Genomic DNA, 13,440 nt, shown 5'->3' on the forward strand with positions numbered 1-13,440 from the left:
TCATTGTTCTATGGTGATGGTAGAATGAAGAATTTTTTTTATGTCACTTAAAGTAAAAGGCTTAACAATAACCCCGCTAAAGCCATATGCTTTATAATTTGCCATAACCGGATCATTTGAGTAGCCGCTTGAAACAATCGCATTTATCTTTGGATCAATTTCTAACAAGGATTTTATTGTTTCTTTTCCACCAAGACCTCCGGGAATAGTTAAGTCCATAATAACGAGATCAAAAGGAATACCTTCATCCAATGCTTGTTTAAAAAATGCAATTGCTTCATCGCCATTTTTAGCACACTCTACTTCGTAACCAAGTTTTGTAAGCATTGCATTTAAAATATTTCTAATAGATTCTTCATCATCCATAACTAATATTTTACCACGACCATGGTCTTGATATTCAAATGGTGTTTGTTTTTCCTCTATTTTTGCATTTGCAGCTGGTAGGTAAATATGAAATGTGGTTCCTTTGCCCAATGTAGATTCAACGTTAATGTGGCCATTATGCTTAACTATTACTGAATACGAAACAGCCAAACCTAAACCATTTCCCTTTTTCTTTGTTGTAAAATATGGATTAAAAATACTCTTAAGAACTTCATCTCCAATCCCTTCACCAGAATCGATTATTGTGAGTAAAACATAATCTGTGTTTTTAGGCAGGTTTTCAACAGAACCTTTTGGAACATTGCTCATATTTAATGAAATGGTACCACCATCAATAATAGCTTCCTTAGCATTTAAAACAAGGTTTTGAACAACCTGGCTAATTTGTCCTTTATCAATATCAGCATTCCATAAATCTTCTGATGAATTAAAATATGACTTTATATTTGTTCCTGATAAAACAAATGATGCAGATTCTCGCACTACCTCTTCCAGAGAAGCTGTTTCCCTTACAGGTTCGCCGCCTTTTGAAAAAGTTAATAATTGATGCGTTAAATCTTTTGCGCGCATTACAGCTTTCTGGGCAGAACCTAACAATTTATATGCTTCATTTTTTGCACCGATGTACATTTGGGACAATTCAAGGTTACCCAATATGGCAGTCAACAGATTGTTAAAATCATGTGCAATTCCCCCAGCAAGCACTCCAACCGCTTCCATTTTTTGAGTTTGTAGTAGTTGTGCCTGCATCTGTTCTTTTTCTTTTTCTGCCTTTATTCTTTGCTCAATTTGAATATTTAAATTATCATTAATCTCTGACAGGCTTTTGTTATGATTTTTAATTGAACGGACACGCAGCCTAAATAAAGAAAATAAAGATAATACCAGAATAAAAAAGGCAAGTGTTTTAAACCAAAGTGTATCCCAAAATGGTGGAATTATTGTAAGTTTAACCGTTTTAATTTTGCTTTTCCAAATACCATCACTATTGGTTGCCTTAACTTTAAAAACGTATTCACCACCGCTAATATTTGTATAAGTTGCAAAGTTTCGAGCCGCATTTGTATATAGCCAATCTTTATCAATTCCTTCCAATTTATACGCATATTCTATATTTTTAGGTTTTGTAAAATCCAATGCAGCGAATTCAAAAGAGAAAACATAGTTACTATAGGGGATTTTTATGTGTTGTGTATTATTTATATTTTTTTCTAAAATTGTGTTTTGATTTGGTGTAATACTCTCATTTAATACCCTGAAATCTGTGAAGGCAATTGGGGGTCTGTAGTTGCTAATTTGGATGTTTTTTGGATTAAAAAAATCAAGCCCCTGCTTACCACCAAAATACATGTAACCTCTATCATCCTCAAAAATTGCCCGCGGAGTATATTCTGTATTTTTCAATCCATCCGAATGGTCGAAATTAACAAATATCTTTGACTTGGTATCAAATCGGCTTAGTCCGTTTTCAGTGCCAAGCCATAGCATGTTATTTTTGTCTTTCAAAATTGAACTGATTTTATTATCCGGTAATCCATCTTTGATATTATATAATTTGTATTTTCCATTTTCGGGATAAAACTCAATCAACCCATCTTCTGTCCCTAACCAAAAAATTCCTTTCGTATCAACATAAACAGAGAAAAACCGACGGTCGTGGTTTAAGCTTTTCTTAAATTTGATATGACGAAAAGTGGAAGTCTTTTTATCAAAATAATCAAGGCCATTTCCGGTTCCAATCCAAATCCCTAAACTGTCATCACCAAGCAAAAAATAAATTTCATTATGACTTATTGAGTTTGTATCATTCGCCGAATGAATGAATTGACGGATTATTTCTTTTTTCTCAAGACTGAATTCTGACAAACCGCTATTGTCATTCCCTAACCAAATATTCTTTCCATCCTCAAAAAAAGAACTGACCGCAGAAAAGCGAATACCGTTTTTACCACGTTTGGGAATTCTAAAAACGGTAAAACTATTATTGGAAGCATTATATTTGTAAAACTTTTGTTGAGCACCTATCCACGCTACGTTGTTTTCTTTAATTGATGGAGTAATATTTTTAAAGTAAAGAGTTCGATGGTCCTTGGAATCAATGAGTTTTGTTGGAAAATGATTTAATTTTCTTTTTGAAATATTGTAATTGAAAAAACCAAGTATGTTGGAAAATAGAAGCATATTCTGGTTATTAAACTTAATTCCAGACATTGATTGCACTTCCTTACCTTTCAAGCTGAATGTCATATTTTCATCAAATGAAAAATCATTAAATTTCTTATTGGCTGGATTATATTTACTAATACCATTGTTCTTAGTACCAAGCCAAATTATCCCAGATCTGTCTTGAAAAGCGGAACGAATCTCATTATCACTAAGACTTTCAGGATTTTTTTCTATTCTTAAAATCCGATAACTCTGTTCTGTTTTGGGATCAAATACAATTACCCCATTTGCAGTACAGAACCATAGTTTATTTTCTGTATTATATAATATTGAGTTAATCGAATTATTATTATAACGGTACCCTGTTGGCTTTTTGTACAAGTACCTTTTAATTTTCATTGTTTTTAGATTAAGCCTGTTAAAACCTTCAATTGTGCCAATCCACAAAGTTGAATCTTTTGTTAATAGAACACGAGTGGCATTATTATTTATACTATTATCATCTTCATGGGCATGAAAATAGTGTTCAAATTTCCCTGTTTTTGGATTAAGCCTGTTTAATCCGTGGGATGTTGCTACCCATATATATCCATATTTATCTTCTGCTATGGACCAAACCCGGTTATTGCTTAAACTCGTTTTGTCATTTACATCATTTTTAAAAATTGTAATTTTTTTTCTATCTTTATCGATTTTATTTAATCCGCCGGAAAAAGTACCAAGCCATAAATTACTATTGCTATCTTCAAATAAAGTTTGAACCCGGTTATCACTTATTGAATTTTTTTGGGATAGATCCATTACAAAGTGTTTGGCTTTATTGGTTTTAGGATCAAAAGCGTCTAATCCACCACCCCATTGCCCCACCCAAATGATACCTTGTTTATCTATATAAATATTACCAGCATTGTTTAGAGATAAACTTGTCGTATCATCAATAATATTTTTAAAAATTGTAAACCGTAAGCCATCATATTTGTTTAGGCCGTTTGGTGTCCCAAACCAGAGGAAACCTTCATGATCCTGCAAAATAGAATAAACTGTGGAGTTTGAAAGCCCATCTTGTACGGTTAGATGTTCAAAGCGAATTTTTCCTGAATTTGCATAAATCGGATTAAAACAAATTAGAAATAAAAGAACCCGGAAAACTATTCTTTGGATATTTGGAAATAAGTTATTAAGCGACATGCTCTTGAATATCGGAAATTTGACAAAAACCTTTATTTATTGCAGAATTCATTTATGTGGAAATCTGATGAATGGAATAAAAAAAGGGCTCGTAAAAAAGAAATGAGCCCTTTTAAAAAATCATATTTGGTTAATTAATTTGATTTGTTTTCCTCTTTGTCAATATCACGGATTTTGAAAAACAATGCAATTGAGAGAATTGTTATAAAAAGAGTAGCAACACCAAGCCCCATTCTTCGAGAATCATAATCTTCAAGCTCTTTAATCCCAAGCTGAATGGCTGCTTGCGAATTTTTCAAAGCTACATCCGTTTTTTCTTTTACCTGCTGAGGATCAAAAGAATGTACCAGCGTTCTGGAATGAATTAGGTCCTGCCTTGCATCTTGCAGCATAAAACCCATTTCAACATCATCCATTCCTATTATTTGTACTTCTTTTAGTTTGGCCTCTGCAGAATCATATGATGCCGTAACACGAGTAAGCATAATATGAATTGAATCAGCAGCTAAATATCCTTTTTCTCCTTCATCATGACATTCCATGCAAATAGATTTTTCTCCAATTCCCACCATTTCATCTGTTGGTTTTGCAATTTCATGGTTTCCATGGCACTCCTGGCATGCATGCATATCATCAACTGCAAACTCTTTAGCCATTTTAGTTTTAGAAAAATATTCTTCATTTTGAACATGACATGAACCGCACACATGACTCACAGATGCAACACCGGGCGGAGCGGCACCATGGTTTCCATGACAGTCGTTACAAGCCGGGGCGCCTGTATCTTCGCGGTCTAATAAAGCTTTGCCGTGTACGCTCTCTGCATATTTCTCAAACTGATCGGTTTTAATATTATAATCTGCCATATGTTCACTGTTTCCGTGGCAAGAATTGCATGTTTTTGGAACATTTAAAGCATAGACTGATGACCGCGGATCTTTTGCAGACATAATACTGTGAGCAGTGTGACAACTAATACAAGTCGCAACGTTTTCATCTCCTTGTTTAAATTTTTTGCCATGAGTACTCGTATAATATTGTTCTAGCTGGTCTGTTGCTATTCGGGGTTGATATTCACGCATAAATCCAATATCTGAATGGCATTTTGCGCAAAGCGAAGGTATATCTTCAATTTCCGGAGCCCCAGTAAAACCAATGTCTTCGTTCATACTTTCGTCTTCATCATCGATTGTATTATCTCCGCCATGGCAACCAGCACAAGATAGGCCTGCCTGCATATGAATATCATTTTCGCTAAACCCCTCGGGCAATGCCTCTTCTTCAATATGGCACGAAATACAAGTATCATCCGCAGGAAGCTTTGCATACCTGGCTGAAACATCTAATGAATCCTGAACTATTTTCGTCACTTCATTTTCACCTGCCAAACTTAGCGAACAGGAAAAGATAAGAATGACTAAAGTAACTATCGCATTTTTAAATTTACTAAGATATGTTATTTTCATTTTCACCACCTTTATTCCATATAACCGAGAATGGTTAAAACCACAATGTAAATTACCCCAATCGTTCCAATAATATTCATAGGACGAAAACGTGCACCCGGTTTTTTTCTAATTTCCCAGAAAGGAACCAGCACCCAAAGAAGTGCAATTAAACCAAATCCTAAAACCCCAAGAACCTCTCCTTCAATAAACCATACATGTGCCGGAATATATTTTAGTGTTTGAAACATAAACATAAAATACCATTCTGGTTTTATACCTTCCGGAGCAGGTAAAAATGGATCGGCTTTTAAACCAAGCTCCCACGGAAAAAATACGGCAAGATAAAGCAGGATATTTAAAACAATCAGCCACAAAAGAGCATCGCGTAAAACAAAATTTGGGAAAAATGAAATTACTTTCCTTTTAGGGTCATTTTTAAAATGATCCGGTTCATGCATTCCCTGACGCTGAACAAACATTAAATGCAGTCCAATCAAAAGGGTCATTATTGCTGGTATCAAAGCTACATGAAAAGCATAAAACCGTGATAATGTAGCACCTGTCACATCGTCTCCACCGCGCAAAAGCACTTTCATCATATCACCAATAACAGGTACAGCACCAGTTATATCGGTACCAACTTTTGTAGCAAAAAAGGCAAGTTCATTCCAGGGAAGAAGATATCCGCTAAAACCGGCACCCATTGCAACAAACATTAAAAGCATACCGGTAATCCAGGTTAACTCTCTTGGTTTTCGGAAAGCTTTAGTAAAGAAAACACTAAACATGTGTAAGAATATGAAAAATACCATCAGGTTCGCAGCCCAACCGTGAACCTGGCGAATCAGCCAACCAAAATTGACTTTTGTCATAATAAAACGCACACTCTCGTATGCACTATCCACACCCGGCTGATAATAGAGTAATAAAAGAATACCGGTAAAAACCTGAACGATAAATAAGAACAAAGTTACACCACCCATATAATACCAAATACTGTGTTTATGGACAGGAACTTCTTTGTGTTTCATAAAGTCGATAAGCGGCGAAATGTTAAAACGCTCATCAACCCAATTAAATATTTTTGATTTCATAATGATCACCTATACTTGTTTCGGTTTAGAAACAACAATTTCATCACGTACAATATTTACATCAAATTCGATAAGCGGTTTTGGTGGAGGTCCTGATACATTTTGACCATGAAGATCATATAACCCATTATGACATGCACAGAAAATTTGTTTTTGATCGGCTTTATATTGAACTATACAATCCAGGTGAGTACATGTTGCTTCAAAAGCCCTAAACTCACCATCTTCTTTACGAATAAGAATTACAGGCATACGCCCAAATTTTAATATTGCACTTGAATTGACTGCAAAATCAGTCATCAAACCCGCTTTAACCGAATTCACGTTTGCTTCTGCAATTTTAGGTGGTTTTAGGTACGAAAGTATCGGATATAAAGTACTGCCTAACCAGCCAATCAAACTTCCACCTAGAACATAATCAATAAACTTTTTTCGACTTATTCCCATACTTAATACCTCAGTTAATGACTTGGTTTATTTCGGATAAATTTATCTTAATTTAATTATTATATTTATTAATTTAGTATCTTTAAATATTGCTCACAATTTTTTTTCATTTCCTTTAAGAAACATACTTCCAATATTTAAATCATAAAAGGGTTATTATGTTAAAAGATGTTTCAAACGACTATTTTGAAAAGCAATTAATATATAAGGTAGATCAATTTATGGTTTTTGTCTGGGCACCATGGTGCAGCAATTGTAAAACAATGATGCCCATAATTACAGAGCTTGGATCAGAAATATCTGATAATTTCCAGATTGTAAAATTGAACGGCGATGAAAACCAGAACTTTATTAAAAAATACAAAGTTTTTGGATTACCGACTACATTAATCTTTAGTCATGGTTTATTAATAAAAAGAAAAACAGGCATGCAAAGTAAAAAATTTTTAGTAAAACAGATAATGGAAAACAAAAATTTTTCATATAGCAAGCTAAAGAAAAAGAAATTAAGGGATTTTTTGGGTGGGCATTTAAAAAAATAAAATAATAGAAAATAAACGTACACCAAAAATGCGTTACTTTGCTTGTTTTAAAGTAAAATTTCTGTTGATAAAGCCAATAAAATCAATTTTTTAAAAAAACACTTGCTTTTTTTAATCCTGCTTTGTAGAATTATCCCGCAAATAATTGTACATGTTTTTTCGCTTTGTGTTTTAAGTAAGTTGCTTTATGTAAATAGCTTGTAAAAATAAAATTCGTTGAGAGTAGGGAAAATAAAGTCCTATTCAAAACGATTTTTTTTTGCCCGGAGCAGTTTTAGAATTAGATGTACACAACCCATATTTTTTTTAAGTGAGGTGTTTTCATGGAAACAGGAACAGTTAAATGGTTCAATAGCTCTAAAGGCTATGGATTCATCAGCCGCGAAGAAGGCGATGATATCTTTGTTCACTACAATGCGATTAATTCAGAAGGATACAAATCGCTTGATGAAGGTGATAAAGTAGAATTTGAAGTTGGCGAAGGCCCTAAAGGTTTACAAGCAGTAAACGTTTCAAAGGTTCAGTAAACAATTTTACAAAAAAACCCCGGTTGTAATAACCGGGGTTTTTAATTCTTAAATATATCTATTTCTTAAAACAATTCTGATTATTTCCCCTTTTCAATAATCTTTAAAAGCATATTTGCTTTAACATTATCTGATAAAGCCATTGCACCATTTAATAATGCATGTTGCTCTAAATCTTCATCCTTAACACCAAGTTTTTTTAAGGCATCTTTTAAGCTAGATCCTCGGGTAACTTTCTTAATCCGGATTCGGTCTGGCTGGCGGTTTATTTTATTGCGGTCTGTCAAGGTTTTAAACCCTGTCATCGTTGCTTTAAAGGCAGGTTGGTAAGTTACAAATCCCTGGGTAGAAGAATAACCTAAGAATGAATAAACATTTTTCCCCTTTTTAATAAAATATACCATCAGCTTTAAAACACCATTTTGTGTTTGAACTGTACCGATAACCTCTTCAGCATTTTCACCATGGACTTTTACAGATTTTTGGGATTCAACAGTCAATTTTGCATTTGTAATAAAAGTAGTTGCAGCCTGTTTTTGGTTATCTGTTGGCTCTAGTTTAAAAACCATCACACCTTGTTCATCTGCAGCTACCATCTGAACCTGCGATGGCAAATTATTTACATTCCAACCTTCCGGTGTAGGAAACTGAAATTTTAAACCAGGATGATAAAAGTTATTATTCTCAACAAAACCTTGCCTCGGATCTGGGCCAAATACAATCCCGTTAATCTGATTTAAATATTTATCTCTGTTTACAACAAAACTTTTACCGGGTAATTTTTTCTGCCATTTGTCTGTTTGCTTATTAACTTTTACTACTCTATCAGCCGGATTAGGATGAGTAGACAGAAAATTTGGAAGACTGTTTCCGGAACTACTGTGCATTTTATCCAGAACGTTAAAAAAATTAGCCATATAATGTGAATCATAGCCGATTTTGGTAGAGTATTCAACCCCTAACTTATCTGATTGCGTTTCATCATCACGTCCAAATTTTAGAAAAAGTAAACCCGTAGCCTGTTGCGCTAAGCCGGCATATTGATCAAATCCTTCTACAAGCACAGAACCCAGCCCCAAGCCAATTTGTGCCAATTGTGCCTTGCTTTGCTGGCTTACGGAATGTTTTGCCGTTATATGGCCAATTTCATGCCCCATAACACCGGCCAGTTCTGCTTCACTATTTAGATATGCCAAAATTCCACGAGTGAAATAAACATAGCCACCAGGAACAGCGAAAGCATTTATCACCGGGCTATCCATCACCTTTATTTCATATTTTAAATGCGAACGGTGAGAGATTTTTGCCATTCTCTGACCTAAGTCATCAACATACTTAAGTAATTTTTCATCATCATAGACACCATACATTTGTGAAATTTGCGGATCGTATTCTTTGCCCATTGCAATTTCACGTTCTTCTGAGATTAGGCTAAGTTCTCTCTTTCCTGTAACAGGGTTTACAGCGCAGCTAACTATAAAACTGAATAATAACAGAAAAGAAGTAATTCTTTGTAACATTTTGCCTCCTGATTTTACATCTGAATTAAAAAAAGAAAGTATATATTTTTTAATCATAAATCACTTTTTTTTAATGTAAATAAAAAAAAACGATAGTTAATTTATTTTGTTATAAAATGTATATCCACTCAACTTTTTGCCTAAAAAATTAATAAGTTTTAAATTATTGAAATACAAAATGGAAACTATGGCAACATGAAAATTATAGACCTGAAAACAACAGAAAAATTTGTTGTATATTTGCTGGATCAAATAGAGAAACATAAGGAAGACTGGTATATAGAAAACCAGGAAATGCAGTCCACAAATAACGAATTAAGACATTTTAAAGCTCTTGTTGAAAAATCACCACTTGTACCCATGGATATCAAAAAGAAAATTGCTGATATTAATTTTACCTTTGATGAAATAAAACACAGCCGAAAACAGTTTTTCAGAAATTTTTTTACTATCTGGCAAAGGAATATTTTTAGTAACTCTGCAGAAGAAACAGATAGTGATAAATTTAAGCTCAAATTAGAAAAATTGCGGGTTGATTTAATTAATATAAAAAGGATGATTAATTTGCATAAATAATCTAACTATTTCCTTTTGCCTAATAATCTCTCCACTAAATCTTCACGCTTCAGTGTGCGCAACGTGTTTCTTATCCAATCCCAGTTTTCTTTTTTATACCAAAAGAAAAAACGATGCTGCTCTTTTTTCTCAGTTTTGGAACGGGCGGTAAAAACAGGTTTCAATGTGTAAGGATGGTAACCGGAATAATAAATTACTGTCGCTACTGTCATCGGGGTTGGAGTAAAGTCCTGCACTTGTTCCAGGCGGAAACCCAGGTCTTTGGTTTCGCAGGCAAGATTTGCCATACTTGCTGCTGTTGACCCGGGATGGCTTGAAATAAAATATGGGATCAATTGCTGATTCAATCCTGCTTTTTGGCAAGCCTTTTCAAATTTCTTCTTAAAATCATAAAAATACTTGAAGGATGGTTTGCGCATTATTTTTAACACATCATCCGATGTATGTTCCGGTGCAATTTTTAAACGCCCCGACACATGATGACGCGTCAACTGATCTATATACTTATCGTGAGATTGATCGTTTTCATTATTAGATTTTGGACGCACGAGCATATCATAACGGATGCCGCTGGAAACAAAAGCTTTTTTTACCTGCGGGATTTTATTTACTGATTTATAAATGTCAATCATAGATTCATGGCTTGTATCCAGGTTATAACAAATAGTCGGATCAACACAAGAAGGGCTGACACATTTATCGCAGATAGCCTGATCAATGCCTTTCATTTTGTACATATTTGCCGATGGCCCGCCTAAGTCGCTGATATAACCTTTAAAATCTGGCATTTCAGTTATTGCTTTAACCTCATTGAGAATTGATTTTTTAGAACGGCTGGCTATCATTTTTCCCTGGTGAGCAGAAATGGTGCAGAAACTACATCCGCCAAAACATCCACGATGCATATTAACCGAATGACGAATCATCTCATAAGCAGGAATGACACCCCGTTTTTCATATTTTGGATGAGGAAGACGGGTGTATGGCAAATCAAATGAGGCATCAATTTCTTTTTCATTCATGGTTTGAAAAGGCGGATTGATTACAATTGTCTGTAAACCATTTTTTTGGGTCAACCGGTCAGCAAACTGTTTGTTCGATTCGCGCTCAATATGCTTGAAATTTGCTGCAAATTTTAATTTATCTTTCTGGCAAATTTCATGTGAATTAAGATCGATAGTATCCCAGCTTTTTACTTTGGGAAGTTTTTCATCTTCTGAAAGTACTACTGCTGTTTGTGGAATGTTTTTTAAGGAACTAATAGGAACGCCTTTATCCATTAAGCGAAGCACTTCTTTTAATGGCTTCTCACCCATTCCATAAATAAGCATATCTGCAGCGCTATCAACTAAAATGGAAGGTTTAAGCTTATCTGACCAATAATCGTAATGAGTTAAACGGCGAAGAGAAGCTTCAATTCCGCCAAGAATAACAGGGGTTTCCGGGAAGAGTTTTTTCAGGATTTTAGAATATTCTATCGAGGCATAATCTGGCCGAAAAGACTGTTGGCCTCCGGGAGTATACGCATCATTTTGGCGTCGTCTTTTTCCAGCCGTGTAATGATTCACCATAGAATCCATGCACCCGGACGTAACCCCAAAAAAAAGCCGAGGCGTACCCAGCTTTTTAAAATCCCGCAGATCATCTTTCCAGTTTGGCTGTGCAACAATCGCCACATGAAAACCAAAACTTTGGATTATTCGGCCAATAACCGCCGGCCCAAAAGCCGGATGATCTACATAAGCATCACCAGAAATAAGTATTACATCAAGCTGGTCCCAACCAAGGTTATCTACTTCCTTTTTTGTTGTTGGCAACCAATCTGTTAACGGGCGTTTATTGTTCATAACAAAAATCAAATCCGGAATAATTTAAAATCAAAGGGCACTAATGTGTCGATCAACAAATACATATTAAAAAGATTACTTTATTTTAGCTATCAATTTCTCACTCTTGCAAAAAATAATCCGAATAGTTTAAACTTCACTTTATTAGGTTTATTATGCTTAACTCAGTTATCGATTCTGAAGAACTTGCGATAAAAAATGCAGCAATCTTTCTATTTGCAAAGAAAGGGTTCAACGAAACTACAATTGTAGATATTTCCAAACATGCCGGTGTAGAGAAGAAAAGTGTTTACCATTATTTTGTTAATAAAAAGCAAATCCTCACCAGTTTACTGGAATATATATGGGAACAACTTGCTGATGAAATGATATCGCTTTCCGAGGAAAACTCCCTTGATCCATTAGAAAAAATTGATAAACTGATTGACCAGACAATCGATATTTTTGTGGGAAAGCCCAAACTGGCAATGGTCTTTTTTAATGAGTATAATCCTGTAATCCGCGGAAGCAACGATCTGCTAAATGCGCATTATATAAATTACCTAAAAGCTTTTGCCAAAATTTTTGATACCGGGGTTAAAAAGGATTATATCCATCAAAATATCGATGGGCGTGTATTTTTATTTTTTATTCATGGCGGTTTGCGTAACCTTATTAATGAATGGGCCATGCATTCTAAAATTTTCCCACTTGAAAAAATCCGGGAAAGTATAAAGTACCAAATAAAACATGGTATTTTAAAATGGTAACTTCAAAGTTATCTTTAGTATGTTGTTATAAGAATTCCTCTGGAAACCCAACAACCTCTAATTCATCAAAAAGCTTATCAGCCGCTTCTTTTTTTAAAGGCAAATGAGGTGGACGCATATTAAGCCATTCAGGTTGAGCCAAGTGTCTGGCCAAAACCATTTTCAATGCGGAGATCATCGGGTAGCTCGAAACAATATCACGTAAATTATTAAGTTTGTTTTGTAAGGTTTTTTGATTTTCATTTTCATGAAATAATTTTGCTGCCACTTTACTACTTATATTAGTAGATGCTGATATGCAACCTGCCAAGCCATTCTTTTTTACATTAGTCAGCAGTTTTTCTGTACCTGCAAATACTCTAAAATTTGAAAACTTTTCATGCATTCCCAGCATATTTTGCCAATCACCACCGGAGTCTTTTATTCCGGCAATATGATCAGGAAAATGATTTAGTAACTTTTCAATTAATTTAAACTCAATCGGCATTGAACTCATTTGTGGAAAGTGATATAAATATATTTCTAATAAAGGATCATTAATTTCGTTGATTATTCTTTCGAAAGAATAGAACAATCCATCAACACTAACATTTTTGTAATAAAAGGGAGGCAGCATTAAAACTCCACCAACACCTTTTGATAATGCATGTCTTGTTAAATTTAAGGAATCAGGTAAAGCACAACAGCCGGTACCGACTAATAACTTTTGTGCTGGGATACCAGCGGATATAACACGGTCCAAAGCATCTTGCCTTTCTGCAACACTAAAAGAATTTGCTTCACCCGTTGTCCCCATCAAAACAATGCCATCACAACCACATTCCAGTAGATAAGTGCAATGATCTATTAGTTTTTTATTGTCAATCTGCAGATCGTCCTTAAGCGGTGTTAAAGTTGCTGTATAGAAACCGTGTGCTAATTTCCAATCGTTCAAAGTTTATCCTGAAAA

At 34.6% G+C, this 13,440-nt stretch carries 11 protein-coding genes; 4 read left to right on the forward strand and 7 right to left on the reverse strand.

Annotated features, from left to right (window positions below; all coding sequences use genetic code 11):
- The 4 genes from HND50_12690 to HND50_12705 all read right to left on the reverse strand — a co-directional run bounded on the left by HND50_12690 (position 1) and on the right by HND50_12705 (position 6,730).
- Entirely contained in the window at positions 1 to 3,741 is a 3,741-nt protein-coding gene (locus tag HND50_12690) for a response regulator (GenBank protein ID NOG46091.1), read from the reverse strand.
- Positions 3,742 to 3,875: 134 nt separating this feature from the next.
- Positions 3,876 to 5,207 (reverse strand): hypothetical protein, encoded by a 1,332-nt coding sequence (locus HND50_12695; protein NOG46092.1) that lies wholly within the window; start codon positions 5,205 to 5,207, stop codon positions 3,876 to 3,878.
- An 11-nt stretch (positions 5,208 to 5,218) separates the two neighbouring features.
- The gene (locus HND50_12700; protein ID NOG46093.1) at positions 5,219 to 6,286 is read right to left on the reverse strand and encodes a cytochrome bc complex cytochrome b subunit; all 1,068 of its coding nucleotides are present in this window, start codon (positions 6,284 to 6,286) and stop codon (positions 5,219 to 5,221) included.
- A 6-nt stretch (positions 6,287 to 6,292) separates the two neighbouring features.
- Complete coding sequence (locus HND50_12705; GenBank protein NOG46094.1) at positions 6,293 to 6,730, reverse strand: Rieske (2Fe-2S) protein; 438 nt, start codon at positions 6,728 to 6,730, stop codon at positions 6,293 to 6,295.
- Between the two features lie 158 nt (positions 6,731 to 6,888).
- Here HND50_12705 and HND50_12710 point away from each other — a divergent pair, with 158 nt between their 5' ends.
- Together HND50_12710 and HND50_12715 are read left to right on the forward strand one after the other, a co-directional pair.
- On the forward strand, positions 6,889 to 7,272 hold the full coding sequence (locus HND50_12710) for a thioredoxin family protein (protein NOG46095.1): 384 nt from the start codon (positions 6,889 to 6,891) through the stop codon (positions 7,270 to 7,272).
- A 323-nt stretch (positions 7,273 to 7,595) separates the two neighbouring features.
- Positions 7,596 to 7,799 carry a cold-shock protein gene (locus tag HND50_12715; GenBank protein ID NOG46096.1) on the forward strand — a complete coding sequence of 68 codons (204 nt, stop codon included), beginning with the start codon at positions 7,596 to 7,598 and terminating at the stop codon, positions 7,797 to 7,799.
- 80 nt (positions 7,800 to 7,879) lie between these two features.
- Here the strand turns inward: HND50_12715 and HND50_12720 are convergent, their stop codons facing one another.
- Entirely contained in the window at positions 7,880 to 9,319 is a 1,440-nt protein-coding gene (locus tag HND50_12720) for a M48 family metalloprotease (protein ID NOG46097.1), read from the reverse strand.
- Positions 9,320 to 9,514: 195 nt separating this feature from the next.
- Here HND50_12720 and HND50_12725 point away from each other — a divergent pair, with 195 nt between their 5' ends.
- On the forward strand, positions 9,515 to 9,895 hold the full coding sequence (locus HND50_12725) for a hypothetical protein (GenBank protein ID NOG46098.1): 381 nt from the start codon (positions 9,515 to 9,517) through the stop codon (positions 9,893 to 9,895).
- 5 nt (positions 9,896 to 9,900) lie between these two features.
- On the opposite strand, the gene HND50_12730 is transcribed toward HND50_12725, so the two are convergent.
- Positions 9,901 to 11,742, reverse strand: coding sequence for a YgiQ family radical SAM protein (locus tag HND50_12730; GenBank protein NOG46099.1), 1,842 nt, complete (start codon positions 11,740 to 11,742; stop codon positions 9,901 to 9,903).
- A gap of 155 nt (positions 11,743 to 11,897) precedes the next feature.
- Between HND50_12730 and HND50_12735 the strand changes: the two genes are divergently transcribed.
- Positions 11,898 to 12,491 carry a TetR/AcrR family transcriptional regulator gene (locus tag HND50_12735; protein ID NOG46100.1) on the forward strand — a complete coding sequence of 198 codons (594 nt, stop codon included), beginning with the start codon at positions 11,898 to 11,900 and terminating at the stop codon, positions 12,489 to 12,491.
- Positions 12,492 to 12,516: 25 nt separating this feature from the next.
- Here HND50_12735 and HND50_12740 read toward each other — a convergent pair whose 3' ends face one another.
- Positions 12,517 to 13,425 (reverse strand): dihydrodipicolinate synthase family protein, encoded by a 909-nt coding sequence (locus tag HND50_12740; protein NOG46101.1) that lies wholly within the window; start codon positions 13,423 to 13,425, stop codon positions 12,517 to 12,519.
- Between the last annotated feature and the right edge of the window lie 15 nt (positions 13,426 to 13,440).

Source organism: Calditrichota bacterium (genome assembly GCA_013112635.1).
Taxonomy (GTDB): domain Bacteria; phylum Calditrichota; class Calditrichia; order Calditrichales; family J004; genus JABFGF01.

Excerpts from the sequence above, each read along its gene's own strand:
- HND50_12690 (NOG46091.1), bottom strand. The coding sequence starts at position 3,741 with ATGTCGCTTAATAACTTATTTCCAAATATCCAAAGAATAGTTTTCCGG.
- HND50_12695 (NOG46092.1), bottom strand. The coding sequence starts at position 5,207 with ATGAAAATAACATATCTTAGTAAATTTAAAAATGCGATAGTTACTTTA.
- HND50_12705 (NOG46094.1), bottom strand. The coding sequence starts at position 6,730 with ATGGGAATAAGTCGAAAAAAGTTTATTGATTATGTTCTAGGTGGAAGT.
- HND50_12710 (NOG46095.1), top strand. The coding sequence starts at position 6,889 with ATGTTAAAAGATGTTTCAAACGACTATTTTGAAAAGCAATTAATATAT.
- HND50_12715 (NOG46096.1), top strand. The coding sequence starts at position 7,596 with ATGGAAACAGGAACAGTTAAATGGTTCAATAGCTCTAAAGGCTATGGA.
- HND50_12720 (NOG46097.1), bottom strand. The coding sequence starts at position 9,319 with ATGTTACAAAGAATTACTTCTTTTCTGTTATTATTCAGTTTTATAGTT.
- HND50_12725 (NOG46098.1), top strand. The coding sequence starts at position 9,515 with ATGAAAATTATAGACCTGAAAACAACAGAAAAATTTGTTGTATATTTG.
- HND50_12730 (NOG46099.1), bottom strand. The coding sequence starts at position 11,742 with ATGAACAATAAACGCCCGTTAACAGATTGGTTGCCAACAACAAAAAAG.
- HND50_12735 (NOG46100.1), top strand. The coding sequence starts at position 11,898 with ATGCTTAACTCAGTTATCGATTCTGAAGAACTTGCGATAAAAAATGCA.